Origin of the sequence: Herbaspirillum sp. VT-16-41, assembly GCF_001994935.1 — a bacterium.
GTDB lineage: Bacteria > Pseudomonadota > Gammaproteobacteria > Burkholderiales > Burkholderiaceae_D > Herbaspirillum > Herbaspirillum frisingense.
The window spans coordinates 44,210-70,033 of sequence record NZ_MUXB01000163.1 but is presented as its reverse complement, the minus strand read 5'-3'; the positions used below and the strand labels follow the sequence as shown (position 1 = coordinate 70,033).

24 protein-coding genes and 1 pseudogene are annotated in these 25,824 nt (G+C 63.2%); 8 read left to right on the top strand and 17 right to left on the bottom strand.

Features of this window, described 5'->3' with window-relative positions; translation table 11 throughout:
- Nucleotides 1–28: 28 nt before the first annotated feature.
- The 4 genes and pseudogenes from BTM36_RS29310 to phaC all read right to left on the bottom strand — a co-directional run bounded on the left by BTM36_RS29310 (nucleotide 29) and on the right by phaC (nucleotide 4,912).
- Nucleotides 29–1,090, bottom strand: a pseudogene (locus BTM36_RS29310) (DUF6402 family protein).
- Between the two features lie 127 nt (nucleotides 1,091–1,217).
- Nucleotides 1,218–1,784: a polyhydroxyalkanoate synthesis repressor PhaR gene (phaR, locus tag BTM36_RS24435; RefSeq protein ID WP_075258843.1), complete on the bottom strand. Its 567-nt coding sequence runs from the start codon at nucleotides 1,782–1,784 to the stop codon at nucleotides 1,218–1,220.
- Nucleotides 1,785–2,091: 307 nt separating this feature from the next.
- Complete coding sequence (locus tag BTM36_RS24430; protein WP_077238299.1) at nucleotides 2,092–2,832, bottom strand: 3-ketoacyl-ACP reductase; 741 nt, start codon at nucleotides 2,830–2,832, stop codon at nucleotides 2,092–2,094.
- Between the two features lie 253 nt (nucleotides 2,833–3,085).
- A complete protein-coding gene (phaC, locus tag BTM36_RS24425; protein ID WP_077238298.1) occupies nucleotides 3,086–4,912 on the bottom strand; it encodes a class I poly(R)-hydroxyalkanoic acid synthase in 1,827 nt (608 codons plus the stop codon).
- Between the two features lie 57 nt (nucleotides 4,913–4,969).
- Here phaC and BTM36_RS24420 point away from each other — a divergent pair, with 57 nt between their 5' ends.
- Entirely contained in the window at nucleotides 4,970–5,233 is a 264-nt protein-coding gene (locus BTM36_RS24420) for a hypothetical protein (RefSeq protein ID WP_077238297.1), read from the top strand.
- Between the two features lie 153 nt (nucleotides 5,234–5,386).
- On the opposite strand, the gene BTM36_RS24415 is transcribed toward BTM36_RS24420, so the two are convergent.
- Nucleotides 5,387–5,644 (bottom strand): hypothetical protein, encoded by a 258-nt coding sequence (locus BTM36_RS24415; protein ID WP_077238296.1) that lies wholly within the window; start codon nucleotides 5,642–5,644, stop codon nucleotides 5,387–5,389.
- Nucleotides 5,638–6,417 carry a sulfite exporter TauE/SafE family protein gene (locus tag BTM36_RS24410; RefSeq protein WP_077238295.1) on the bottom strand — a complete coding sequence of 260 codons (780 nt, stop codon included), beginning with the start codon at nucleotides 6,415–6,417 and terminating at the stop codon, nucleotides 5,638–5,640. The genes BTM36_RS24415 and BTM36_RS24410 overlap by 7 nt, the downstream gene beginning before the upstream one ends.
- 188 nt (nucleotides 6,418–6,605) lie before the next feature.
- Between BTM36_RS24410 and BTM36_RS24405 the strand changes: the two genes are divergently transcribed.
- Nucleotides 6,606–7,499: a LysR substrate-binding domain-containing protein gene (locus BTM36_RS24405; RefSeq protein ID WP_077238294.1), complete on the top strand. Its 894-nt coding sequence runs from the start codon at nucleotides 6,606–6,608 to the stop codon at nucleotides 7,497–7,499.
- A gap of 26 nt (nucleotides 7,500–7,525) precedes the next feature.
- Here BTM36_RS24405 and pgeF read toward each other — a convergent pair whose 3' ends face one another.
- Complete coding sequence (pgeF, locus tag BTM36_RS24400; RefSeq protein WP_077238293.1) at nucleotides 7,526–8,272, bottom strand: peptidoglycan editing factor PgeF; 747 nt, start codon at nucleotides 8,270–8,272, stop codon at nucleotides 7,526–7,528.
- A gap of 30 nt (nucleotides 8,273–8,302) precedes the next feature.
- On the bottom strand, nucleotides 8,303–9,430 hold the full coding sequence (locus BTM36_RS24395; RefSeq protein ID WP_077238292.1) for an RluA family pseudouridine synthase: 1,128 nt from the start codon (nucleotides 9,428–9,430) through the stop codon (nucleotides 8,303–8,305).
- Nucleotides 9,431–9,543: 113 nt separating this feature from the next.
- Here BTM36_RS24395 and BTM36_RS24390 point away from each other — a divergent pair, with 113 nt between their 5' ends.
- On the top strand, nucleotides 9,544–10,344 hold the full coding sequence (locus BTM36_RS24390) for an outer membrane protein assembly factor BamD (protein ID WP_006465670.1): 801 nt from the start codon (nucleotides 9,544–9,546) through the stop codon (nucleotides 10,342–10,344).
- A 105-nt stretch (nucleotides 10,345–10,449) separates the two neighbouring features.
- Here BTM36_RS24390 and yaaA read toward each other — a convergent pair whose 3' ends face one another.
- Complete coding sequence (gene yaaA / locus BTM36_RS24385) at nucleotides 10,450–11,226, bottom strand: peroxide stress protein YaaA (protein ID WP_077238291.1); 777 nt, start codon at nucleotides 11,224–11,226, stop codon at nucleotides 10,450–10,452.
- 247 nt (nucleotides 11,227–11,473) lie between these two features.
- Between yaaA and BTM36_RS24380 the strand changes: the two genes are divergently transcribed.
- The 5 genes from BTM36_RS24380 to BTM36_RS24360 all read left to right on the top strand — a co-directional run bounded on the left by BTM36_RS24380 (nucleotide 11,474) and on the right by BTM36_RS24360 (nucleotide 16,298).
- The gene (locus BTM36_RS24380; protein ID WP_077238290.1) at nucleotides 11,474–13,255 is read left to right on the top strand and encodes a methyl-accepting chemotaxis protein; all 1,782 of its coding nucleotides are present in this window, start codon (nucleotides 11,474–11,476) and stop codon (nucleotides 13,253–13,255) included.
- A 226-nt stretch (nucleotides 13,256–13,481) separates the two neighbouring features.
- Nucleotides 13,482–13,766 carry a hypothetical protein gene (locus tag BTM36_RS24375; RefSeq protein ID WP_077238304.1) on the top strand — a complete coding sequence of 95 codons (285 nt, stop codon included), beginning with the start codon at nucleotides 13,482–13,484 and terminating at the stop codon, nucleotides 13,764–13,766.
- 12 nt (nucleotides 13,767–13,778) lie between these two features.
- Nucleotides 13,779–14,306 carry a putative toxin-antitoxin system toxin component, PIN family gene (locus tag BTM36_RS24370; RefSeq protein ID WP_077238289.1) on the top strand — a complete coding sequence of 176 codons (528 nt, stop codon included), beginning with the start codon at nucleotides 13,779–13,781 and terminating at the stop codon, nucleotides 14,304–14,306.
- 63 nt (nucleotides 14,307–14,369) lie between these two features.
- Nucleotides 14,370–15,527 (top strand): pyridoxal phosphate-dependent aminotransferase, encoded by a 1,158-nt coding sequence (locus BTM36_RS24365; protein WP_077238288.1) that lies wholly within the window; start codon nucleotides 14,370–14,372, stop codon nucleotides 15,525–15,527.
- A gap of 78 nt (nucleotides 15,528–15,605) precedes the next feature.
- Nucleotides 15,606–16,298, top strand: a complete 693-nt coding sequence (locus BTM36_RS24360) for a glutathione binding-like protein (RefSeq protein WP_077238287.1) — start codon at nucleotides 15,606–15,608, stop codon at nucleotides 16,296–16,298.
- A 55-nt stretch (nucleotides 16,299–16,353) separates the two neighbouring features.
- Here the strand turns inward: BTM36_RS24360 and BTM36_RS24355 are convergent, their stop codons facing one another.
- The 8 genes from BTM36_RS24355 to BTM36_RS24320 form a co-directional block, all read right to left on the bottom strand.
- A complete protein-coding gene (locus BTM36_RS24355) occupies nucleotides 16,354–18,213 on the bottom strand; it encodes a sensor domain-containing diguanylate cyclase (RefSeq protein WP_077238286.1) in 1,860 nt (619 codons plus the stop codon).
- Between the two features lie 252 nt (nucleotides 18,214–18,465).
- Nucleotides 18,466–18,921, bottom strand: a complete 456-nt coding sequence (locus tag BTM36_RS24350; RefSeq protein ID WP_077238303.1) for a MaoC family dehydratase — start codon at nucleotides 18,919–18,921, stop codon at nucleotides 18,466–18,468.
- 51 nt (nucleotides 18,922–18,972) lie between these two features.
- The gene (locus BTM36_RS24345; RefSeq protein ID WP_006464477.1) at nucleotides 18,973–20,001 is read right to left on the bottom strand and encodes a diguanylate cyclase; all 1,029 of its coding nucleotides are present in this window, start codon (nucleotides 19,999–20,001) and stop codon (nucleotides 18,973–18,975) included.
- 19 nt (nucleotides 20,002–20,020) lie between these two features.
- The gene (locus BTM36_RS24340) at nucleotides 20,021–21,043 is read right to left on the bottom strand and encodes a chemotaxis response regulator protein-glutamate methylesterase (RefSeq protein WP_077238285.1); all 1,023 of its coding nucleotides are present in this window, start codon (nucleotides 21,041–21,043) and stop codon (nucleotides 20,021–20,023) included.
- Nucleotides 21,040–23,400 carry a hybrid sensor histidine kinase/response regulator gene (locus BTM36_RS24335; RefSeq protein ID WP_077238284.1) on the bottom strand — a complete coding sequence of 787 codons (2,361 nt, stop codon included), beginning with the start codon at nucleotides 23,398–23,400 and terminating at the stop codon, nucleotides 21,040–21,042. Before BTM36_RS24335 ends, BTM36_RS24340 begins: the two co-directional genes overlap by 4 nt.
- Complete coding sequence (locus BTM36_RS24330; protein WP_077238283.1) at nucleotides 23,397–24,068, bottom strand: chemotaxis protein CheW; 672 nt, start codon at nucleotides 24,066–24,068, stop codon at nucleotides 23,397–23,399. Before BTM36_RS24330 ends, BTM36_RS24335 begins: the two co-directional genes overlap by 4 nt.
- Nucleotides 24,061–25,341 (bottom strand): protein-glutamate O-methyltransferase CheR, encoded by a 1,281-nt coding sequence (locus tag BTM36_RS24325; protein ID WP_077238282.1) that lies wholly within the window; start codon nucleotides 25,339–25,341, stop codon nucleotides 24,061–24,063. Before BTM36_RS24325 ends, BTM36_RS24330 begins: the two co-directional genes overlap by 8 nt.
- Entirely contained in the window at nucleotides 25,338–25,805 is a 468-nt protein-coding gene (locus tag BTM36_RS24320) for a chemotaxis protein CheW (protein ID WP_077238281.1), read from the bottom strand. The genes BTM36_RS24325 and BTM36_RS24320 overlap by 4 nt, the downstream gene beginning before the upstream one ends.
- Nucleotides 25,806–25,824: the final 19 nt, after the last annotated feature.

Genomic DNA, 25,824 nt, shown 5'->3' with positions numbered 1-25,824 from the left:
GCCTCGCGAGTTCAGACGGGCTGCAGCATCAGTAACTTAACGATGTCTGAGTGTCCTGAATTGCGGGGGCAACTACACTGATTTTTCCGCCGGTTGTCACAATCATTCCACTCTTGTTCCAATGCCCAAGATATTGGGTTTTATTGGAGTGTGGGTCATCATTGAATGAGTAGTTGTCTTTGACGTAGACGTAGAGATGGGTAACTATGATTCTTGGATCAATACAGTAAGTTTTGACTTTATTTTTATTGTCATACTTAAAGTATCTTGATCCCATCACTTCTATTCGGCCTACGGCGGCATAAATGCCGAAGTTTGCCAATGCCGCAGTTAAATCGGTCATCGAAAGCGATTTAGTCATCGTTTCGTAATTCGCGATATCCACATGCTGAAAATTCCAGTCCAAATGGAAACGATGCAGATTATTTAGATGAAGCGCCGTTTCAAATCCCAGACGAGTAGTGTTTTGAAAGCTTTTCTCAAGGATCGGTTTTATTTATATCTTCAGTTCGTCAATAGCATTGTCGTTGTAGATCTTATGGGATAGAAGACTCTGATATTCCCACTCCACAAGTCCGAAGGTACGAACCCAATCAAGAGTGACAGAACTATCATCGATGGACAGCACCGCTTTCTTATCATTGTTCCATATCAGCTTTGGATTGCTGAACCATCTGCGTACGAGTTTTGCCGCGACGACCCAGCCCTTTTTATCCATGGCGCCAGACACGTCCTGAAGATCAAAATCAGGAAGCTTATCTCTTTCCTCAGCTTCGAGAAGCGTAGGCGAAGCTTTTTCAGCTTGTTTGTGTGTAAGGGGATTTTGCTTCTTGCGGGCGTCGGCAAGGGCTTGCTGACGTGCTGCTTTCGCGACCCGCGTCTCCGATTTCTCTTTGGCTTGCGGGGGCGAGCCAACAGGTTGAGGAGGCCTGGACGGAAGACGCTCACCTGGTGCGAGCCGCTCATACGATACCGTCTGAGGTGTGCTGATGGGAACAGCACCCACTGAGCCGGCATATTGCTTCCACACCTCGCCCCGAAACAAAGATCGCTCTATCGCGTAGTAAGGAACTCTTCTAACTTTAGTCATGACCACCTTGAGATTTGGCAAATGCCAAAAGATGGCGCTGATCCTAGCTAGTTAGCCCTGCATCATAAATCGTCTCAAAGGGAGGCTGACCGTCGGGAGACCTAAGCCTCCCGGCAGGAGTATCGCTTTACTTCTTCTGATCCGGCGGGGTACCGGTGGCGCCGAAGGGGAAGGTGCCGAACATGTTCTTGGTCTGGCTCTGCATCTGCTCCTGCATCTGGATGAACAGGTTCTTGCTCTGCTCGATGTAGTTGCTCATCATGCCCTGCATCATCGGCCCCTGCACGTTCATGAACTGGGTCCACATCTCCGGGCTGAAGGGCTTGCCTTCGTAGAAGCCCTTGGAATTTTCGGCCAGCTTGTTCTGGATGTCGATGAAGGTCTGGATGTTCTTTTCCAGATAGTTGCCCATCATGCCCTGCATGGCATGGCCGTAGTAGCGGATGATCTGCGACAGGGCGCCGCTGGAGAACATCGGGACACCGTGCGACTCTTCTTCCAGGATGATCTGCAGCAGGATGCTGCGGGTGAGGTCGTCGCCGCTCTTGGCGTCGACCACGGTGAATTCCTCATTGTCCAGCACCAGTTGCTTGACGTCGGTCAAGGTGATGTAGGAACTGGTCTGGGTGTCGTAAAGACGGCGGTTGGGGTACTTCTTGATCAAGCGGTCTGCCGAATTTTTTGCAGTAGTCATCTGAAGTCCAGTCTCTCTCATTGCAGCCGTTGGCCGGCCTTGGTTTGCAGCGGTGCGGGCCGCTTCGATGCGCTCCCGACCCGCGGGCGTCCGGGACATTGATGCTGTCCTCTCCTTGCTTCTTCTACTGTGATGCAGCTTGCGTCGTCCTCGCGACGCGGTCGCAATCCTTTTGCAGGGCAGCAACGCAAGCCATTATAGGGGGGAAGACGCACAATGGGGAGCCCGATCGTGCAGTGCGGAGAAATTCTCCGCCGATGGCCGCAGCAGAGGCAGGCGGACAACCTGCCTGCTGCAGCAAAGGACATCAGCCCATGTACAGGCCGCCGTTGAGGGAGAAGTCCGAACCGGTCGCGTAACCGCCCTCGGAAGAGGCGATCCAGGCCACGATGGAGGCGATTTCCTCCGGCTCGCCCAGACGCTTGACGGGGATGCCGGAGACGATCTTCTCCAGCACTTCCGGGCGGATGGCACGCACCATGTCGGTACCGACATAGCCCGGCGAGACGGTGTTGACGGTCACGCCCTTGGTCGCCACTTCCTGGGCCAGCGCCATGGTGAAGCCGTGGATGCCGGCCTTGGCGGTGGAGTAGTTGGTCTGGCCGAACTGGCCCTTCTGGCCGTTCACCGAGGAGATATTGACGATACGACCGAAACCGCGCTCGCACATGCCTTCGATGACCTGTTTGGTGACGTTGAAGAGCGAATTGAGGTTGGTGTCGATGACCGCATCCCAGTCGGCCTTGCTCATCTTGCGGAACTGGCCGTCGCGGGTGATGCCGGCGTTGTTGACCAGCACGTCCACTTCACCGATCTCGGCGCGCACCTTTTCGAAGGCGGCCTTGGTGGATTCCCAGTCAGAGACGTTGCCTTCAGAGGCATGGATGTCGAAGCCGTGGCCGCGCATGGTGGCCAGCCAGGAGTCCTTGCGGGTGGAATTGGGGCCGCAGCCGGCCACCACGGTATAGCCGTCCTTGCACAGACGGGTGCAGATGGCGGTCCCGATGCCGCCCATGCCACCGGTCACATATGCGATACGCTTGCTCATTTGCTGCCTCCTATTGGATGGTGATTATTGGGGTTCCAGCTACTGCCTGTTACCCCTGTTTCGGGTCTGCCTTGCGCCGCATTGGTCGGGAGGCCGGGTCTTGTCTGGCTTCCCTGTATTGGTCTGGCCGATGCCGCCGCGGATGCGACGCCGGTCGTCTCTCTCTGTCGGCGGCTCCGGTCTGCCGGATCACCGCCCTCTTTTCATCATCGCCGCCGACTTCTGGGCCTCCCCTGGCCGGCTGGCTGATCCTTCAGGCCACCAACTGGTCGGCCTTGACCTTGACATAGCGGCCCGGGGCCGGCTCGATGTGCTTGTAGCGGGTCGAACCCGGCGACTTGGGCGCGGCCACCTTGCGTCCGCCATGCTTGGCCAGGAAGGCCGCCCACTCGCCCCACCAGCTGCCGGGATGCTCGGTAGCGCCGGCCAGCCAGGTATCGGCATCGGCGCCGGCACGGGCCTTGTCGTTGGTCCAGTAATTGCGCTTGTTCTTGGAGGCAGGATTGATCACGCCGGCAATGTGTCCCGACGCGCCCAGCACGAAACGGTTGTTGCTGCGTTTGCCGGCGTTGACCAGGTCCAGCGAGGCATAGGCGGATTTCCAGGGCACGATGTGATCATCACGCGAGGCATAGATGAAGGCCGGGGCGCTGATCTTGCGCAGGTCGATCTTCTCGCCGCCCACCGTCAGGCGGCCCGGTTCCTTGAGCGCATTCTCCAGATACATATGCCGCAGGTAATAGCAGAACATCGGTCCGGGCAGGTTGGTGCTGTCGGCATTCCAGTACAGCAGGTCGAAGGCGCTGGGCTTTTCGCCCTTGAGGTAATTGGATTCGACGTAGTTCCACAGCAGGTCGTTGGGACGCAGGCTGGAGAAGGCGCTGGCGAAATCGCGCCCGGCCATCAGACCGCGCTGGCCGATCATCTGTTCGCGCAGGGCCAGTTGCATCTCGTCGATATAGACGTCGATGGCACCGGTGTCGGAGAAATCAAGGAAGGTGGTCAACAGCGTCAGGCTGGCCACCGGGTCTTCGCCGCGGGCGGCCAAGAGTGCCAGCGCGCAGGACAGCAGCGTGCCGCCCACGCAGAACCCGAGGGCATTGATCTGCGGCTGCTTGCTGATTTCCTGGACGATGTGGATGGAACGTGCCACGGCATCATCGACGTAGTTGTCCCAGGTCGATGCCTCCACCGCCTCGTCGGCATTGCGCCAGGAAATGAGGAACACGGTGTGTCCCTGCTCCACCGTGTAGCGCACCAGCGAATTCTGCGGCTGCAGGTCGAGGATGTAGAACTTGTTGATGCAAGGCGGCACGATCAGCAGCGGCACCGCATGCACGGTCTTGGTCAGCGGCTTGTACTGGATCAGCTGGAACAGCTCGTTCTCGAAGACCACCGACCCCTCGCTGGCGCCGACGTCACGCCCCACTTCGAAGGCGGTCTCGTCGGTCTGCGAGACATGACCCTTCTGCAGGTCGGCCAGCAATTGAGCGATGCCCTTGGTGAGACTCTCGCCGCGGGTCTCGATGATCTTTTGCTGGGCCACCGGATTGGTCGCCAGGAAATTGGCCGGCGACATCGCATCAATCATCTGCTGCACTGCAAAACGTAATTTGTGCCGCACCTTATCGGTGCCCTTGACCGCATCGGCCATGGCCAGCAGGAAGCGCGAATTGAGCTGGTAGGCCGCCGCCTGGAACGCGAAGTAGGGATGCTCCTGCCAGGCCGGTGCCGACAGGCGGCGATCGGTGATGGTCAGCGCCTTGGCCGACAGCATCGACTGCCACAGTTCGCCGAACTCGCGGGTGTACTCCTGCTGCAGGCGAACCGCATCGGCGGGGTCGAGCGTGGCGCCCATGTCGCCCAGCTGCCTGGCCAGCAGTGTCGGATCGATCTGGCCTGCACCGGGCGGCATGCCTGCCATGCCGGCCATATTGGGCATGGGCGGCAGATGCGACCTGAATTGCTCGAACTGGGATTGGAATTGGGACTGCAGCGAGGTCCAGAACTTCGGATCGGACATCTGTGCCAGCCACGCGGATACATCGGGAGAGGGTTGCTGCGGATTCTGCTTGTTCATGCTCGGATCTGCAATTTTCGCGTATCTTTACGGTTTGTCTCGAAGCGCCATCTCACCATGTATATCGTCGCTATCGCATGGCTCTACGTCGTCTTCATGATGTCGATCACCGAACAGTCAGCGATTGCCGGCATCGCCACTTTCCTGCTGTACGGGATAATTCCCCTGACCATCGTTTTATACCTGATGGGTACGCCGCAACGCAAGCGGAATCGTCAAAATATGAAGAAATTGGCAGCGGCCCGCAAGGAAGACTTGGAACATGACAGTTCCGTGAAACGCGAGTCGCCGTCCGAGCCTGAGGACCGTCACCCTTCCTGAAGAGACTTGACGGCCACTCAATCCGGCGAACAGGAAAACTTAGAAAATGGCAGGCCGCACGCACCATCATCGTGAACCCAAGAACTATACGGCACACAGGTTTGCGCAGTGCATCATGGGAGCGGACTGCACCGAAAACCTCAGTCCTTGCACTCAGCGCCTGCGGGAACGACGCAGGGCGATCGGTCGATAACGCGGCTTGAGCACGGCCAGCATGTCACGCAGGACGGCCGAGCCTCGCCACGGTGGCGAGACATAGGCCATACGTAACTTCAATCCTTGACTGTCACGTAACTCACAATCAAGCATGGCAATCATGCAGCCATCCAGCCAGGCATAGACATGCACTTCGCCGGGCAACTTCTGCTTCGGCCCCTCGATCCGCCAGGTTGGCGAGGTCATCATCACCATGGCGCCAGCTCGGTGATGTGCCAGGCCAGATGGAGACCCAGCAGCAGCAAGCCGATGAAGAAGGCGCGCCGGAAGCTGGCTGCACGGACCATGCCGCGCACCCGGGTGCCGATGGCCATGCCCATCAAAGCCGGCACCAGCACCACCAGCGAGGCCCAGCCTACGCCACCGCTGAAGGCTCCACCCTGCCCGAGGTTGACGGCCAGCGCCAGGGTGGAAACCGTGAAGGACAAGCCCAGCGCCTGGATCAACTGGTCGCGCTGCAAGCCCAGCGCCTGCAGATACGGGACAGCGGGAATCACGAACACACCAGTGGCCGCCGTTACCAGCCCGGTCAATAGTCCGACGACGGGCGACCACCAGCGCTCCTGCCCGGGCCGTACGCTCGGCGTCCACGCCGCCAGTCCGGCGATGGCATACAGCATCAGTGCCAGGCCCAGGATGACAATGGCACGGCGGCCACCGTCCACTCCCATCAGGCCGCTGCCGGCCAGCGTACCCACCACGATGCCGACCAGCATGCCCCACAGGCGCCGCGCCAGCGCCAGGAAGGCGCCACCGGTGGCCAGTTGCCAGCCATTGGTGACCATCGACGGCAGGATCAGCAAGGCCGCCGCCTGTACCGGCGACATCACCAGACTCAGCAAACCGATCGCCACCGTCGGCAGACCCAGGCCGATCACGCCCTTGACGAAGCCGGCCAGCAGGAACACCGCCAGGCTCACGGCCAGGACGGTGGCATTCATATCGAGGAAGGAAAACAGGCTGGGCATGGCGAAAGGAGAAGTCGACGGTGCTTGCTACAAGGCGTTCAGTCTGCCAGCCTCGGTCGGCTCTGGAAATGTGGAATACACTTAGGCAGCCTTCGGCCTGGCCGAAGGCAAAATCCGGCTTGCCTGCCCCACCTTGCCTGTTGTGGACCTGCGCCCTTCCCTACACTCCACACCACACCCTACACACCATGAGCAATCGATTCGAACTATCCGACCTGCGCCTGTTCCTGTATGTGGTCGAGAGTGGCAGCATCACCGCCGGCGCCACCCGCGCCCATATGGCACTGGCATCGGCCAGCGCCCGCATCCGCAATATGGAGGACGCCCTCGGCACGCCCCTGCTGGAGCGCGGTCGGCGCGGCGTGCGGACCACCGATGCCGGGCGCGCGCTGGCCCACCACGCACGCATGATGGCGCAGCAGATGGAACAGTTGCGCGATGAACTGGGCCAGTACGCGCAGGGCCTGAAGGGGCATATCCGGCTGCTGTGCAATACCTCGGCCATGACCGAATTCCTGCCGGAAGTGCTGGCACGCTTCCTGGCGCGGCATCCGCATACCGATATCGAACTGGAAGAAAAACTGAGCTACGAGGTAGTACAAGCCGTGGTGGACGGGGTGGCCGATGTCGGCATCATCGCCGACTCCACCGACAGTGGCCCGCTGCAGACCTATCCGTTTCGCCAGGATCACCTGGTGGCCGTGCTATCGAAAAAACATCCGCTGGCCCGCCGCAAGTCGCTGGCCTTCAGCGAACTGCTGGGGGAGGATTTCATCGGCCTGTCCGGCGACAGCGCCTTGCAACAGCATCTCTCCGGCCACGCCACACGGGCCGGCCGACGGCTGCAATACCGGGTCCGGCTGCGCAGCTTTGACGGCATCTGCCGCATGGTCGAGCATCAGGTGGGCGTGGCGGTGATACCGGAAACGGCGGCCCTGGCCAGCGCCGGCCACATGGATATCCGTGCCATCCCGCTCAGCGACCGCTGGAGCCGCCGCCAGTTGCTGATCTGCGTACGCGGACTGGAAGGCATGCCGGGACATACGCGGGAGCTGATCCAGGCCCTGCAACGCCATCCCTGACGGCGTGCAAAGCACGAGGACCGGAATTATTTCAGCCAGATCAGCGAGGCCATGCGGCCCGTGGTCTTGTCACGCCGGTAGGAGTAGAAGCGTTGATCGGCGACCGTGCACAGGCCACCGCCGCTGACGTCGTGTACCCCGACTGCGGCCAGGCGCTGGCGCGCCAGTTGGTAGATGTCGGCCAGGTACTTGGCGGGACGACCGGGATAGTCGCGAAAGGCGGCTTCAGCCTCTGGCTGCCGGGCCAGGAAGGCCTCCCGCACTTCAGCCCCGACTTCGAAGTTGTCCGGCCCGATGGCTGGTCCCAGCCAGGCCATGACATCGATCGCGCCGCGCGCGCGCATGGCGGCCACGGTGCGCTCCAGCACGCCGGCCGCCAGCCCGCGCCAGCCTGCATGGGCTGCGCCGACCACGCTGCCGGCGCGGTCGCAGAACAGCACCGGCAGACAATCGGCGGTCATCATCACGCACACCGCGCCGGGCGTCGTGCTGATGCAGCCGTCGGCCTGCGGCTGCGCCGGCAAGTCGGCCGCATCCAGCACCTCCACCCCATGCACCTGGCTCAGCCAGGCCGGCTCCTGCGGCAGCAGGCGCCGCAGCAGCGCACGATTACGTGCCACCAGCAAGGGATCATCGGCCACATGCAGGCCCAGGTTCAGGCCAGGGCCACCATGACCATCGTCGTAAGGGGCCGGGCTGTAGCCGCCGGCGCGCAAGGTGGTCATGGCACCCACGCCAGCAGGCGCCAGCCAGTCGGGGATCAGCAGCTCCATGGAGCGCCCTCCCCGGCCCGCCGGGGCAGCTCAATAGTCATCATCTTCGTCGTCATAGTCGCCGGCCACCGGATCGGGCTGGTCATCCATTTCGGGAATCACCGCCAGAGCCGGATCGATGCCGGCGCGCTGCAGCAGCGCCACGATGTCCTCCGGCAGCGGTGCGGCCCACTGGCGGAACTTGCCGCTACCCGGGTGGACCAGGCCGAGGCGACCGGCCAGCAGCGCCTGACGCGGGAACACCGGGATCAGGTGATGCTTGCCATACAGCGCATCACCAACCAGGGCAAAGCCCAGCGACTGCAGGTGCACGCGGATCTGGTGGGTGCGCCCGGTTTCCAGGCGGCAATGCACCAGGCTCACCGGCTTGCGATCGATCTCTCCAGTGGCCAGGCGACGGTAATGGGTCACCGCCGGCTTGGCGCGCATGCTCTGCGATACCGCCATCTTGATGCGGTCACGCGGATGGCGCGCCATCGGCGCATTGATGGTGCCGGACAGCTGCGGCAAGCCCCACACCAGCGCCAGATACTGACGCTTCATGCTGCGCGCCTGTAGCTGTCGCACCAGATCGGTCTGCGCCGCCAGCGTCTTGGCCACCACCATCAGGCCGCTGGTCTCCTTGTCCAGCCGGTGCACGATGCCGGCACGCGGCACCTTGGCCAGCGCCGGGCAATGGTGTAACAGACCATTCAAGAGCGTGCCGCTCCAGTTGCCGGCGGCCGGGTGCACCACCAGACCAGCCGGTTTGTTGAGCACGATGATGTACTTGTCTTCATGCAGGATATCCAGCGCCATGGCTTCGGGAGCATAGGGCTGATCGGCCGGGGCCGACTGCGGCGCCACCTCGACCAGCTCATCGCCCAGCATGGTCATCTTGGCCTTGGCGGGGGCACCATCGACGGTGACGTGACCGTCTTCAATCCATTGCTGGATGCGGTTGCGGGAAAATTCGGGCATGAGGCCGGACAGGACCTTGTCCAGCCGCTGGCCGATGACTTCATCGCCCAGGCGCAGGCTCAGGGGCTCCAGGCCAGAGCTGCCATCGTCGTCGGCAGCGGCCTGGCCGTTATCGTCGTCGAAAGCCTCATCGGCGGGGAGGTCGGGGGTCATTGGCGTATCGCCATTTGTAATCGGAAGGGGTTTCTTACGTGACATCAGCTATAATCGCCGGATCGGGTTGATTGTATTTCGGGTATCGATGCAGCCGGCTCGGGTAGGCGCACAGCGCCATGCACAACTGATAAGTCCCAGACAAGCACACAAGAGTCATGCACAAAATCTTATTGAAGTTCTTCATCATCGGTTTTGCCCTCTCGCTCACCGCCTGCGGCCTCTTGCCGGAGCAAAAGGATGAGACGGTCGGCTGGTCTGCCTCGAAATTATACTCGGAAGCCAAGGACGAACTGAATGCCGGTGGCTACGAGAAGGCCATCAAGTACTTCGAGAAGCTGGAGTCGCGCTACCCCTTCGGTACCTATGCGCAGCAGGCACAGATGGACATCGCCTACGCCTACTACCGCCAGAACGAGCAGGCCCAGGGCCTGGCGGCGGTGGACCGCTTCATCAAGCTGCACCCCAACCATCCCAACGTCGACTACATGTACTACCTGCGTGGCCTGATCAATTTCAATGATCGCACCAGCATCTTCGACACCTTCACCGACCAGGACAACACCGAGCGCGATCCCAAGGCCATGCGTGACGCCTTCGACTCGTTCAAGCTGCTGGCAGAACGTTTCCCGGACAGCAAGTACACCCCGGACGCCATTGCACGCATGAAATACCTGGTCAATGCCATGTCGCAATACGACGTCCACGTGGCCAACTACTACTACCGCCGTGGCGCCTACGTATCGGCGGCCAACCGCGCGCAGGCCGCCATCAAGCAGTATCCGGACTCGCCTGCCAACGAAGAGGCGCTGTTCATCCTGATGCGCTCCTACGAAGCCCTGGGACAGACCAAGCTGAAGGAAGATACCGAACGCATCATCCAGGCCACCTATCCCAACAGCCCCTGGTACACCGGTGGCCCCAAGCAGAAGGCCAAGCCCTGGTGGAAGGTCTGGTAAGCCAGCTTCACCCCATATAAAAACCCTCGCCATGCGGATGGCGAGGGTTTTTTGTTTGTTTGACATTTCCATCAGGCAAGGCGTTGAGCCCTGCCCGGCCGCAGTTCAGCCCTCCAGGCGACGGCGGAAGACCCAGTTCTTCTCGTTGGAAGCCTCGGGCGCGAAGGCATAGCCTTCCAGGTCGAAGGCCTTGAGCTTCTCCGGCTGGTTGATATTCTTCTGCGCCGCATAGCGCGCCATGAGCCCGCGTGCGCGCTTGGCGTAGAAGGAAATGATCTTGTACTTGCCGCCCTTCCAGTCCTCGAACACCGGCGCGATCACCTGTGCCTTGAGCAGCTTGGGCTTGACCGACTTGAAGTATTCGTCCGAAGCCAGGTTCACCAGCACCGGCGTCTTCTGCGCGGCCAGTTCCTCGTTGAGGGCATCGGTGATCTCGCTGCCCCAGAAGGCGTAGAGGTCCTTGCCGTTGGGATTGGCCAGCTTGGTCCCCATTTCCAGGCGATACGGCTGCATCAGGTCCAGCGGACGCAGCATCCCGTACAGGCCCGAGAGAATGCGCACATGGTTCTGCAGGTAATCCAGCTGCTTGCCATTGAGCGATGCCGCATCCAGGCCCTCGTAGACGTCACCATTGAAGGCCAGCACGGCCTGCTTGGCATTCTTCGTGGTGAACTTGCGCGACCAGCTTGCATAGCGGTTCACATTGAGCACGGACAACTGATCGGAAATTCCCATCAGGCTGCCGATCTCAGCCGGCGAGAGCTTCTTGAGCAATTCGATCAGCTCTGCCGAGCGCGGCACAAAAGCCGGCGTGGTATGCACATCGGTGGTCGGAGGCGTGTCGTAGTCCAGCGACTTGGCGGGAGACAAAACAATCAGCATGAGGCGGTTATCCAATGATCAGGTTGGGACAAGATGGCCGCCATGATACCGAAAGCGCGGCCCTTGCGCCCGCGCCCTCCTACAAGTTCCGCCGAAGCGGCAATATGCGCCGCAAAACACTGGTTATTGCCGCTTTGATCTGACAAGGCGCGCTCCTAAACTGCATGAGCCAACCCTGCAGGCATGGGTCGATCCGTCACCTGCATCCGGTGCTCCGCCACCGATATTCCAAGACCAAGGACAAACCATGAAATGGTTCTACGATCTGCGCATCGCCCGCAAGCTGATGCTGACCTTTGCCGCCATCCTGCTCCTGACCGCCGTGCTGGGGGTGTTTTCCATCGTGCAGCTTTCGCGGGTCAACGACGCCTCCACCGAAATCGCTACCAACTCCCTGCCCAGCGTGCGTTACCCGCTGGAAGCCAAGGTCGCCCTGGCGCGTATCCGCACGATACAGTTGCAACACATGCTGCCGGGCAACGAAGGCAATGTGGAGAGCAATGAAAAAACCATCGGCGGCCTCTTCACCGACCTGTCCAGGATCCTGGACAAGTACGCGCCCCTGGTCAATTCGCCCGAAGAGAAAACCAACTTCGATGCGATCAAGGCCGATCAGGCCATCTTCACCAAGATGCACCAGGAGATCGCCACCCAGGTGCGCGCACAAAAGATCGACGACGCCCGCGAACTGCTGATCAAGCAAGCGACCCCGGTCTACCTGCGCCTGTTTGCCGCCCTGGACAACGCGGTCAACATCAATGTCAAAGGCAGCGAGCAGACTGATCAGGAAGCCCAGGACCGCTATGAAAGCTCGCGCATCATGATCGGCGCCCTGCTGGCCGCCTGCATCGGCCTGGGAATGTTGCTGGCGACCTGGGTGGCACGCATCGTCTCGCGTCCGCTGCAGGATGCCATGCACGTGGCCGAACGCGTGGCCGAGGGCGACCTGACGGTCGAAATCAAACCCGCCGGAGCCGACGAGACCGGCCACCTGATGCGCTCGCTCAAGGCCATGAACGACAGCCTGCTGCGCATCGTCACCCAGGTCCGCGAAGGCACCGACACCATCAACACCGCCTCCCGCGAGATCGCCACCGGCAACCTGGACCTGTCCACCCGTACCGAGCAGCAGGCCAGTTCGCTGGAAGAAACCGCCTCGGCCATGGAAGAGCTGACCTCGACCGTCAAGCAGAACGCTGACAACGCCCGCCAGGCCAACCAGCTGGCGCACTCGGCGTCCGACGTGGCCACCCAGGGTGGCAGCGTGGTATCGCAGGTGGTCGATACCATGGGCGCCATCAACGATTCCTCGCGCAAGATCGTGGAAATCATCAGCGTGATCGACGGCATCGCCTTCCAGACCAATATCCTGGCCCTGAACGCCGCCGTGGAAGCGGCCCGTGCCGGCGAGCAAGGGCGCGGCTTCGCCGTGGTGGCCTCGGAAGTGCGTTCCCTGGCGCAGCGATCGGCCGCCGCAGCCAAGGAAATCAAGATGCTCATCGACGACTCGGTGGCCAAGGTCGATACCGGCAGCAAGCTGGTCGAAACCGCCGGCAGCACCATGACCGAAGTGGTGGCCAGCGTGCGCCGTGTCACCGACATCGTGGGGGAGATCACTGCCGCCAGTTCGGAGCAGAGCGATGGCATTGAACAGGTCAACATCGCTATCACCCAGATGGACGAAGTGACCCAGCAGAATGCCGCGCTGGTCGAACAAGCCGCCGCCGCGGCCGGCTCGCTGCAGGAACAGGCCGTCCGCCTGACCGAACTGGTCAGCGTGTTCAAGCTCAAGCCTGACCTCTCCAGTCATGCGCCTCGCTCCGCCCGTGCAGCCGGCGCGGTCAGCCGTGCGGCTGCACCTGTCACGGCCAAATCGCCGCCGGCCGCCCGCCCTGCCCCCTCCCCGGCAATCGCGCGCGCGCCTGCGGCCACTGCTGCACCGGCCCTGCCGGCGCGCAAGAGCGAACCGGCCGCCTCGCGCAGCAACAAGGTGGAGACCGGCAATGATTCAGATTGGGAACAGTTCTGAGCGGCAGCACGATGGCGGCCGGGCCGCCATTCAAGTTCTGCAACATTCTTGCCGTAGATCAATGAAGTAACCGCAGCAGATAACGGCAGCAAGGGCCAGCAGGGTGCATTACGCCGGCACTTCGGCAGCCAATCGCTGTCCATGTTGACAGTGGCGGCGGCCTGCGCATGCGCTGCAGGCCAGCACTGTAGGCCACTATGCATTGATCACCGGCAAGGAGGACGACATGAAACGAGACAAAGCCCTGATGGGCGAAATCCTGAAGCAGCTGGCATCCTTCGGCACCCTCTACGGCGACGTCGAGAAGATACAGAGCGCCCTCCCCGGCCAGGTGGCGCCCGAGGTCATCCTGCATCATCTGCGCCTGCTCTATGACCGCGGGCTGGCAGCGGTGGACATGCATAATTTCTGGCGCGTCACCGATCAGGGGTATGATGCGCTCGAATCTGGCGGCGAGCTCTTCAGCAAGCAGGAAGCGCCGCTCCCCGGCCAGCGTGGCATCGACAACTAGCTTTTCCATTCAATGAGCAATCCGGCAACACACCCTCTCCCTTCCCCGCTTTCTTCCGAACCCGCTGCCGCCCTGGCCACCGCCTCCCCCAGTGGGCGCCAGCGGCTGGTGCTGGACACCAATGTCTGCCTGGACCTGTTCGTGTTCCGCGACCCGCGCTGGGCGCCCCTGCTGCAGGCACTCGAAGACGGCAGCGTGGAGGCCTACACTCGCGAGGACTGCCGCAATGAATGGCTGGCGGTGCTGGACTATCCCCACCTGCCGGTCACGCCCGAGAACAAGCCGTCTATCTGCGCCCAATTCGACCGCCTGCTGCAGTGCCTGCCGCTGGCCGAGGTCAATACCTTCGGCCTGCCCCTCTGCACCGACCGCGACGACCAGAAATTCCTGGAACTGGCCCTGCAGTGCCGCGCCCATGTGCTGGTGAGCAAGGACAAGGCCGTGCTCAAGCTGGGCAAGCGCACCCTCAAGCGTGGCATGTTCGCCATCGTGCAGCCCCAGCACTGGCGGCCGGACGCCTTCCTTGCGATGCCTGCCTGAACCGGCCGGCGAATGCGGCTAGAATAACGGGCTTGCGATCATCACAAGAACGAGCCCGCTGCAATGAGCACCCCCACTATCGTCACCAAGCTGCCCAAGGTCGGCACCACCATCTTCACCGTCATGTCCGCACTGGCCTCCGAAAAGGGCGCAGTCAACCTGGGACAAGGCTTCCCCGATTTCCATTGCGACCCGACGCTGGTCAACGCGGTCACCCAGGCCATGCAGGAAGGCCTGAACCAGTACCCGCCCATGGCCGGTGTGCTGCCGCTGCGCGAAGCCATTGCCGACAAGGTCGAACAGCTCTACGGGCATCGCTACGATCCGGTCTCCGAGATCACCGTCACCGCCGGCGCCACCCAGGGCATCCTGACCTCGGTACTGTGCGCGGTGCATGCCGGCGATGAAGTCATCGTCATCGAACCGGTCTACGACTGCTATATACCGGCCATCGAACTGGCCGGCGGCGTGCCGGTGTTCGTGCAGATGGAAGTGGGCGCGGCCGGCTACAGCATCCCCTGGGACAAGGTCAAGGCCGCAGTCACCCCCAAGACCCGCATGATCATGGTCAACACGCCCCACAACCCGACCGGCAGCGTCATGCGTGCCGCCGACGTGGCGGCCCTGGCAGATATCGTGCGCGGCACCGACATCCTGATCCTCTCCGACGAAGTCTACGAGCACATGGTCTACGACGGCCAGCCCCATGAGTCCCTGGCGCGTCACCCCGAACTGGCCGAGCGCAGCTTCATCAATTCCAGCTTCGGCAAGACCTACCACGTCACCGGCTGGAAGGTCGGCTACGTGGCCGCACCCGCCGCCCTCACGGCCGAATTCCGCAAGGTGCACCAGTTCAACGTGTTCACCGTCAATACCCCGGTGCAATACGGGCTGGCGGCCTACATGAAGGACCCGGCCCCCTACCTGGACCTGCCGGCCTTCTACCAGAAGAAGCGCGACCTGTTCCGCGCCGGCCTGGCCGCGACCCGTTTCGAACTGCTGCCCTCGCAGGGCACCTATTTCCAGTGCGTGAAGTACGACGCCATTTCGGACCTGCCCGAAGCCGAGTTCTGCAAGTGGCTCACCACCGAGATCGGCGTAGCCGCCATCCCGGTCTCGGCCTTCTACAACACGCCACGCGAATCCGGCATCGTGCGCTTCTGCTTCGCCAAGAAGGACGAGACCCTGCAACTGGCGCTGGATCGCCTGGCCAGTCTGTAAATCCTTTATCTCTTTTATAGCGTTAGTGCATCGCCCGGCATTGCCCGGACTCCACCCCGACACCTACAGAGGACATCCATGATCGACGTATACAGCTGGGCCACACCCAACGGCCACAAGGTCCACATCATGCTGGAAGAATGCGGCCTGCCCTACACCGCGCACGCCATCGATATCGGCGCCGGCGACCAGTTCACACCGCAATTCCTGAAGATTTCGCCCAACAACAAGATCCCCGCCATCGTCGATCCCGATGGTCCGGACGGCCAGCCGATCTCGCTGTTCGAATCGGGCGCCATCCTGATCTACCTGGCCGGCAAGACCGGTCGTTTCCTCGGCGAAACCGATCGCGAAAAGTATGAAGTGCTGCAATGGGTGATGTTCCAGATGGGTGGCCTGGGGCCGATGCTGGGACAGGCGCACCACTTCCGCCTCTATGCGCCCGAACAGATCGAATACGCCGTCAATCGCTACACCAATGAAGCGCGTCGCCTGTACCAGGTGATGGAAAAGCAACTGGGCCAGCACGCCTACCTGGCTGGCGAGCAGTACACCATTGCCGATATCGCCTGCTTCCCCTGGACCCGTTCGCACAAGAACCAGGGCATCGATCTGGCGGACTTCCCCAACGTCAAGCGCTGGTTCGATGCCATCAGCGCCCGTCCGGCCGTGCAACGCGGCGTGACCGTGCTGGCCGACAAGCGCAAGCCGCTGCAGGATGACAAGGCCCGGGAACTGCTCTTCGGCGCCAGCCAGTACCAGAAACGCTGAACACCGGGCACCGGGCACCGGGCACTGGGCCCTCAGCACCACGGAGCTGTTGCGCTCAGCCCCGTGGTACGCAGGCCAGGGGCGCGAATTCGAAGCGGTTGCGCCCTTTTTCCTTGGCGCGATAGAGAGCATCGTCACTGGCCCGCAAGACCTGCTCCTGGCCGGCGCTGTCTGCCTGCATCAGGGCGATCCCGATGGACAGCGTCACCTCCACCTTATGCCCGTCATGCCATAGCGGCTGGCCGGCAAAGCAGTTTTGCAGACGCGTCGCGAATTCGGCTGCCGCCTGCAGGTCCACCCCGGACAGGATCACGGCAAACTCTTCTCCACCCAGCCGCCCGGCGGCATCGGTCTTGCGCAACTGGCTCATGAGCACGTCGGCAAAGTGCTTGAGCACCTGATCCCCCACGGCATGCCCCAGGCTGTCATTGATGCGCTTGAAATGATCCAGATCGCACATCAGCACCGCCGCCGTGCCGGCGATGCCGCGCTGGATGCGGTTGTACTCTTCCTGTAGCCGCTGCATGAAGTGACGACGGTTGGGCAACTGCGTGAGGTAGTCGGTCAGGGCGAATTCCTGCAGTTCGAGCTCGATGGCCTTGCTCTGGCTGATGTCGCTGATGAAGCCATGCCACAGGATGGTGCCATCGGCCAGCCGCCGTGGCCGGGCCTCACCGCGCAGCCAGCGCACGCACTGGCCCGGTGGCATGACCCGGAACTCCAGTATCCAGTGAGAGGCACCGGCCAGCACCGCCTGGCGCGCCGCTTCGTAGAGCGGCATGTCTTCCGGATGGATCACGCTCTTGATCACCGCCGGCGACTCCAGCAACTGCTGGGGCGCCAGGCCATAAGTCTCGCGCGCACCTTCGCTGACATAGGTGAAGTACCCGCGCCCGTCCGGTGGCACCTTGAACTGGAACACCATCCCCGGAATCTCGTGGGTCAGGTAGTCCAGCATGCGGCTGCTCTTGGTCAGCTTTTCGGTGAGCCGCTTGATCTCGGTGATGTCGGTAGTGGTACCGATCATGCGTAGTGCATTGCCCTCGGCATCGCGTGCCACCACCTTGCCGCGACTGCAGATCCACTTGTAGCTGCCATCGCGGCAGCGGATGCGATGCTCGACCTGGTAACTGTCGGAGCGCGACTCGAAGTGCTGGCGCACGGTCTCCTGGACATAGGCCAGGTCATCCGGGTGGATGCGCTGGTAGGCGTCCTCCAGGTGACTGGAGAGCTCCCAGTCCTCGTATCCGAGGATGGCTTTCCAGCCGCGCGAATAATACATCTCGCCAGTGACGGCATTGCGGTCCCAGATGCCGGTACCGCTGCCTTCGATGGCCAGCGCCATGCGCTCGTCAGCCACCCCGGGCGGCTCGCCCTTGACCCTCACATGGACCGGTACCAGCGAGCGCTCGATGGCCAGCATGGCCATCGATACTGCCGCCCCGACACTGCCGCGGTAGCCCTGATCGCGCTCCACACTGTCATCGACCGCCACCTGCCCGTCGGCGCATACCACCAGCACCCCCGCCACTTCCCCGGCGAAGGAGCGCAGCGGCAGCATCTCCCGCAGGCGCAGGCCGTATGCTGCGCCCAGCGCAGACAATCCACTCCAGAAACCGGGGGTGTCAGGATCATCTACCTCCAGTGCCGTCACCTCGGCCAGGAAGGCCGGCGCCATGCGTGGTGCGGCGCCTATGCGCATGCGGCGCGCCTGGGAGTCGAACAGGAAGATCGCCAACATGCGCTGTGGGGTGGCGCAAGAAAAACCGCTGGCGATACGATCAAGCAACTGATCCAGCGGAGCGCCGCGAGCGATATAGGAGAGCGTGAGGTTATTGAAAGCGAGTGCCTTGCGCGCAAAGTCGCAATCGCGGTTATGCTCGGCGGCAACGGCGGCCAAGGGGGCCGCGTCCATTTTTGGCGCTTGTTCTGACATCATGAAAGCATGTTCGGCTATGACTTGGCGGTTCGAGCAACGGCCGCGCTGGCCACCGTGGAAGGCCGCCTTATCGGGCCTTTACCTTAGCACCATACGCGAGCACATTGCACGCAAATCAATCCTGCCCGGACCCTGCGATGCGTCCAGGCGACAAAGTAGGTGAGCTTCTGCGAGAAAGCAGATGGCCCGCCCCGTGGAGCGAACCAGAGCGGATCGTCGACCCTGCGCTCAGTAGCAGCGCACGAGAAATTCAGCCACGCACACCGGCTTTTCCAGCCCCTCGCACTGCACCGTGATTTGCCAGGTGAGCTGCAGGCCACCCGGGACTTCCTCCACCGCCTGCAGCGTGATGAGGCCGCGCACCTGGCGTCCTACCGGCAGCGGTGCCGGGAAACGTACCCGGTTCAGGCCATAGTTGAGCAGCATGCGCACCTCGGGGCCCATGCTGATGGATTCAGACAGCATCCGCGGCAACAAGGCCAGCGTCAGGAAGCCATGCGCGACCGTGCCGCCAGAGGGCAATTCCCGCGCCGCGCGCGCCGGGTCGACGTGAATCCATTGGTGGTCGCCGGTGGCATCGGCGAACCGGTCGACCTGCTCCTGGGTGATGGTGATCCACGCGCTGGTGGCCACTTCCTGGCCGGCCAGCGATTTCAGTTCTTCCAGGCTGGCGATGCTGCGCATGCTGGTCTTCTCCTTGTTGTCGTCATCGGGGTGCGCTACGTCGGCGCTCACTCAGCCATCCTGCCAGACCACCCGGTTGCGTCCCTGCTGCTTGGCCAGGTACAGGCGGCGATCGGCCATCTCGATCAGCTCACTGATGTCCTGCGCCTGGCCCGGGACCACGCAGGCCGCACCCACACTGACGGTGAGCCAGGAGCTGACATTGGAGCGTTCATGCGCGATCTGGTTCGCCTCGATCAGCTGACACACCTTATGGGCGATGGTCTGCGCGCCTGCCAGCGGCGTGCGCGGCAGGATCATGGCGAATTCCTCGCCACCAAAACGGGCCGACAGATCGGCCGGCCGCTGGATGCTGTTGTCCAGCGTCTGCGCCACCCGGCGCAGGACGGCATCCCCGGCCACGTGACCGTAGGTATCGTTGAAGAGCTTGAAGAAATCCACGTCGATCAACAGCAGCGACAAGTCCAGACCGTCGCGCCGCGCACGCCGCCATTCGGCGCCCAGATAATCATCGAAATAGCGGCGGTTGGCGATGCCGGTCAGGCCATCGGTATTGGTCAGGCGCTGCAGTTCGAAATTGGTCTTCTGCAACTGCTGCTGACTCTCGCGCAGTGCACGATAGGCGGCGTCCCGCTGCAGCAGGTTGATGTAGGAGCGCGAGTGGTAGCGCAGGCGCGCCACCAGTTCGATCACATCCGGCAGCTTGACCATGTAGTCATTGGCCCCCCCGGCAAAGGCATCGCGCTTGATCTCCGGATCGTCTCGCGAGGACAGCACGATGATCGGCACATTGGCCAGGGCGGCGCTGGCGCGATACTGACGCACCAGGGTCATGCCATCCACGCCCGGCATCACCAGATCCTGCAGGATCACGGTGGGCCGTGTCTTCTCCGCCACCGCCAGCGCCTCCTCGGCGCGGGTGCAGAAATGGAAATCGATGTGCTCTTCGTTGAGCAGGGCGCGGCGGATCGCCTCACCCACCATGGCCTGGTCATCCACCAGCAACACCATGATCTTGTATTCGTCGCTCGGTGGCACGGGGCCACCGGTCTGGATGTCGGTAGGTTGCACCGAGCTCATTGTTTCTTCCTTCTATTCTTCATGTTGACGCCACGATGGCCTGCAACCGCGCGGCGATGGCCGTCACGGACAGCACCTCGACGGCGGCATTCAGGGCCACCGCCGCCTTGGGCATGCCATAGACCGCGCAGCTTTTCTGGTCCTGGGCGATGGTGTGGTAGCCGTTCTCACGCAAGGCCTTCAGGCCGGCTGCGCCATCGCGCCCCATGCCAGTGAGCAATACGCCGGTGGCCTTGCCTTGCCAATGCCGGACGACGCTGTGGAAAAAGGTATCCACCGACGGTCGGTAGACGTCGGCGGCAGCACCTTCGACATAGGCCAGCCGGCTGTTTTCCTTGAAGACCAGATGATGGTTGCTGCCGGCCAGCAGGACTTCGCCACGGCGTGGCAGATCCCCCTCGCCGGCCAGGCGCACCCGCAGCAGCGACTGCTGCTGCAGCCATTGCGCCATGCCGGGCGCGAAGCCGGCATCGATATGCTGCACGATCACGATGCTGCCGCCGAACTCGCGTGGCAACTGCTTGAGCAAGGTGGCCAGCGCCGCCGGACCGCCGGCCGACGCCCCTACCGCCACCAGGGGTGCCAAGTCTTCCGAGGACACCGACGGTAGTGGTCGCACGCCGGGCCGCACCGGCGCGGTCACCACTTCCGGACCGAGCCGGCCGAGGTTGTCGATCTTTTCGATCAGCGCTGCGGCGTCACGCTTGCCGGCCGCGCCGATCAGGGCCGGGGTCTGGGTGGCATCCAGCGCACCATAGCCCAGCGCCTCGTAGATCTTGGCGGCACTGGTATCCATGTCCGAGGTCACCACCAGGATCGGGCAGGGTGTCTCCTGCATGATCCGGCGGGTGGCTTCCACGCCATCGACCTTGGGCATGAGCAGATCCATCAGCACCACGTCCGGCAACTGCCAGGCGCACATCTGTACTGCCTGTTCACCGTCGCGGGCAATCCAGATCAGCTCGTGCCGGCCGCTCTCGGCGACGACCCGGCGCAGTACTTCCACCATCATGGGCGTGTCGTTGACGATCCCGATCTTCACGATGTCGCCTCTCCAATCAAATCCGTGACGGCCTGCAACAGGCTTTCGTCATGGAAACTGCTCTTGGTGAAATAGTGATCGGCGCCGGCCTCCAGGCCGCGCTGCCGGTCTTCCTCACGATCCTTGTAGGACACGATCATCACCGGTAGCGACTGCAGCTGCGGTGCGCCGCGAATCAGGCTGACCAGTTCGATGCCGTCCATGCGCGGCATGTCGATATCGGTGATGACCAGGTCGAAGTGCTCGGCGCGCACCGCATTCCAGCCATCCATGCCATCCACTGCCACCGTGACCTGATAGCCGCGATTGGCAAGCATCTTGCGTTCCAGCTCGCGCACGGTCAGCGAATCGTCGACCACCAGCACCTTCTTGCGGGCGGCCACGGCGGCCTGCGCAGCGCCGTCCTGGTCCACCGTCTGCAGGCGCCCGGACGAGGTCAGCTTCTGCACCGTGCGCAGCATGTCGGCCACATCCAGGATCAGCAGCGGCGCACCATCTTCCATCAGCGCACCGGCTTGCACATCGGGGATCTTGCCCAGGCGCGGATCCAGCGGCTGCACCACCAGCATGCGCTCGCCGAGGAATGCATCCACCGCTACGCCATAGCTGTGCTCCTGTTCGCCGATGACCACCACGCAGACGCTGCCGTCACGGGCGCGCCACTGCCCCTTCTGCAAGACCTGATGAGCACTGACCAGGCCGATCTGGCGGCCCTCGTGGCTGAAGTGCTGGTAGCCTTCCAGCGTCTGCAAGGCTTCGGCTGGCAGGCGCAGCGTGCGGTTGACGTAGGCCACCGGGAATGCATAGGGTTCGCCGGCAATCTCCACCAGCAGGCTGCGGATCACCGACAGGGTCAGCGGCAATTGCATCAGGAAACGGCTGCCCTGCCCCGGCCGGGTGGTGATGCGGATCGTGCCACGCACCTGCTTGAGCATGTCGGCCACCACGTCCAGCCCCACGCCGCGCCCGGAAATCTCGGTCACGGTGTCACGCAGGGTGAAGCTGGGCAGCAGCAGGAATTCCAGCAACTCCGCCTCGGACAGACGGGCCGCCGTCTCTTCGTTGGACAGTCCGCGCGCCACCACGGCGCGCCGCAATTGTTCGATATCGATGCCGGCACCATCGTCGCTCACCTCGATGAGCAGCATGCCGGCGCTATGGCGGGCCTCCAGCCGCACCACGCCCTGCTCCGGCTTGCCAGCCGCCCGGCGGATCGTGCCGTCTTCGATGCCGTGGTCCACGGCATTGCGCAGCAGGTGACCGATGGGGGCTTCCAGCTTTTCCAGGATGTCGCGGTCGATCTGGGTGACGCTGCCGCTGATGTCCAGCCGCACCGACTTGCCCAGGGTATGGCCGACGTCGCGGACCATGCGGGCAAAACCGCCGGTGCCATCGGCGAAGGGCCGCATGCGGCATGCCAGCGCTTCGTCGTAGAGCCGCTGCGACAGGTTCACCGAGCGGCGGTCGAAGGCCTCCAGTTCATTGACCTGGTCGCCCAGCAGATGCTGGTTCTGCTGCATCAGCGTACGCAATTCGGACAAGGTGGCCTGGGTGAATTCGTCCAGCTGGGCGGTGGACAGTTTTTGCTGCAACAGGTCCAGTGCCTGCATGGCTTCGCGCTGCACGCGCTTCATGCGCAGCATGCTGGCCGCGAAGGGCTTGAGACGGCGCGATTCGACCAGGGATTCCCCGGTCAGGCTCAGCAGATGATCCAGGCTCTCGGCGCTGACCCGCACGGAACGTGTACCGGCAGGGGCCGCGACCGGCGCGGGCGTGGAGGCAGGCGCGGACAATGTCGGCGCGGGCGCGGCAGCGACGGCAGCCACCAGAGGGGCGGGCGACGCCACGGTCTCGACGGGTTCGGCCTGGGCAGCACTGGAAGGTGCGGAAGGCGCAGAGGACGCAGCAGGAGCGGGTGCAGCAGTATTCGGCCAAGGAGCTGCCTCGCCACCACTCATCACCGCGGGCAGGGCCAGCAGGAAGGCTTGCACCTCTGCGCTACCGGCATGATCGGCCCAGGCTTCGTCGCCATCGGGCGGAGAGGCGATGCGTCCCAGCAAATCGGCCCCGCGCAGCAGCACATCGATGTGCTTTTTCTCCAGCAGCAGCTTGCCCTGCTGGGCCAGCACGAAGCAGTCCTCCAGCACGTGGGCGACCTTTACCGCCGTTTCCAGCCCGACGATACGGGCTGCGCCCTTGAGCGAATGACCGGCACGCATGCAGGCTTCCAGGTGTTCGGCCGCCGTTGGCTGCAACTCCAGCGCCAGCAGGCTGGCGTTGAGTTGGGCAATCTGGCTTTCCGCCTCGAAACGGAACAGGTCCAGCATGGACATCTGGCTCAGGTCGGGCGTACTCATGTCATGCTCCGGTTGAGTACGTAGAACAGCAATTCATGGTCCAGCAGGCCGATCTGTCGACCCCGCCACTCCACCATGCCCCGCGTGTACTGGATCGTGGCGTGGGCCAGCGTAGTCGGTACCGGCGCCAGTGCATCAGGGGCATAGCGGTGCACACCCACCACCTGCTCCACCGGGAAGACCAGCGTCTGGCCTTCGTAGGCGGTCACCAGCAGATGGGAGGCGCCCTGCCCCGCCGCTGACTCCGTCTGCAATTGCAGCAACTGCGCCAGCGAGACACAGATGCGCAATGCACCCCGGATGTTGAGCACGCCGCTGATGGCCGGGTTGCGCTGGTGCGGCAGACTGTGTACGGGACGGGTCTCGGCCACTTCCTGCACCACCGTGGTGGCAATGGCCAGCCACTCGCCGCCGATGCGCACCACCAGCGCGGAAGCGTCTGCACCCTGCTGCGGTGGCTCAGTCCCCACGGCGGAATGCATCCACTGCTGCGCCACCTCGGCCGAGGCCGGAATGCGATCGAGCTGCTGCAGGGCGGCGCGGGCGAAGGTCGGACAATTCAGGCAGCGCAGGTGCTGCTGCAGCTCGGAGCAAGTGCCATCGCCCTTGGTGCCGATGCGGTTCCAGCAGTCATCGATCACGGCATCGGTTGGCATCACTTCAGCCATGTGCGTCCTCCCGTGACGGGCTCAGGCGGGCGGCACGCTGACGCATGCGGTCGGCGCCGGCGATATCGCCCTGCGCCTGCAGCAGCGCGGCCAGGTGCAAGAGTGCGGGCTGGTGCTCGGGTTCCAGGTAGAGCGCCTTGCGATAGCAGCGTTGTGCCTGCTCGTGGTCGCCACCGGCGTCGAGGATCAGGCCCTGCAGATAGAAGGCAGCCGCGCTCGGCCCCTGCTCCTGGATGGCCTCCTGGCACAAGGCCTGGGCCTGTTCGAGCTGGCCCTGGTCGGCCAGCAGCCGCGCGCGCTCCAACTGGCCGGATGGCAGCGCGACCGGCGGCGAAGCCATCGCAGACGGCGCCGGCACGGCTGGCCGGCGCTTAGCCGCGACAGCAGGCGCGCCCATCGGGATGGCAGAAACGGGCGGTGGCACCGCCGCGGTTTTGGCTGGCGCGGCCCAGGCCGGCACATGGCCGCCGGCCCGCTGTACAGGGCGCTTGCGAAACCCGAAAGCCAGGGCGATGCCAGCCGACTCCAGGCGCGGACTCAACAGGATGCCGCCCTCGGCCGGACCGACGAAGATGACGGCATCCGGCTTCATCAGGCCTTCCAGCAGGTTCACCACGGCGTGCTGCACGTCGCGTTCGAAGTAGATCAGCACGTTGCGGCAGAAAATGAAATCGTAAGGGGCGGCATGCCGCAGGAAATCCGGTGCCAGCAGGTTACCGGGGGCAAAGCGCACCTGCTCGCGGATGTGTGGCTGCAGGTGCCATTGGCCGTCATGCGCAGTGAAATAGCGGTCACGAAAGCCCAGGTCGCGCCCCCGGAAGGAGTTGCGCCCATAGATGCCAGCAGCGGCGATCTCCAGCGAGCGGGTGCGGATATCGTAGGCGTCGATCACGAACTGGCCTGGCAGCAGGCCGGCATCGAGCAGGGCCATGGCCAGGGAATACGGTTCTTCGCCGGTGGAGCACGGCAGGCTGAGGATGCGCACCGGGAGCGCAGGCTGTGCGGCCAGGCGCTCGCGGGCCAGGCGGGCAGCCGCGAGTATGGCTTCGCGATCGCGGAAGAACCAGGTCTCCGGCACCACCGCCAGTTCGATCAGGGATTGCAACTCCGCGGCCGATGTCTGCAGCAGCGCGAGGTAGAGGCTGTCATCGCTGATTTCCAAGGCCGTCATGCGCTCGCGCACCACGCGTTCGATCAGGCTGGCACCCACCGTGGCCATGTCCAGGCCCATCGCAAGCTTGAGCTTGTCGGCGATGTGCGGCAGGGCCTTCATGCCGGCTCCTGCGGAAAGAGCAGTGCGCGGGTGGCCGGGTCCAGCAGGTCCTCGACCTGCACCCGCTGCAGCAATCCACCCTGATAGGGCCGCACCGGGCCCAGATAAGGCGCGCCCTCATTACGCACGGCCGCCGGGACAAACCCGGCAGGATCACAGCGCAAGGTCTCGGTGGCCTGCTCCAGGATCAGGCCCAGCAACTGCGGCGCGGGCAGGCCAGCGTGGTAGTGCAGCAGCACCAGGCGGGTACTCACGCGTGCCGCGGCAGCACGGCCCAGCGCCAGATGCGACAGGTCGATCACCGGCACGTGGCCATCACCGTGGGGCAGCAGACCGGCCACCCAGGGGGGTGCCCCGGGCAGGGCCTTGCAAGGCGAGAGCGGCAGCACCGACGCCACCTCGGCGGTAGACAGTGCATAGCGCTCGGCGCCCAGCGAAAACAGCAGAAACAAAGACTCGCTCATGGTCAGGCGATCCGCCTTG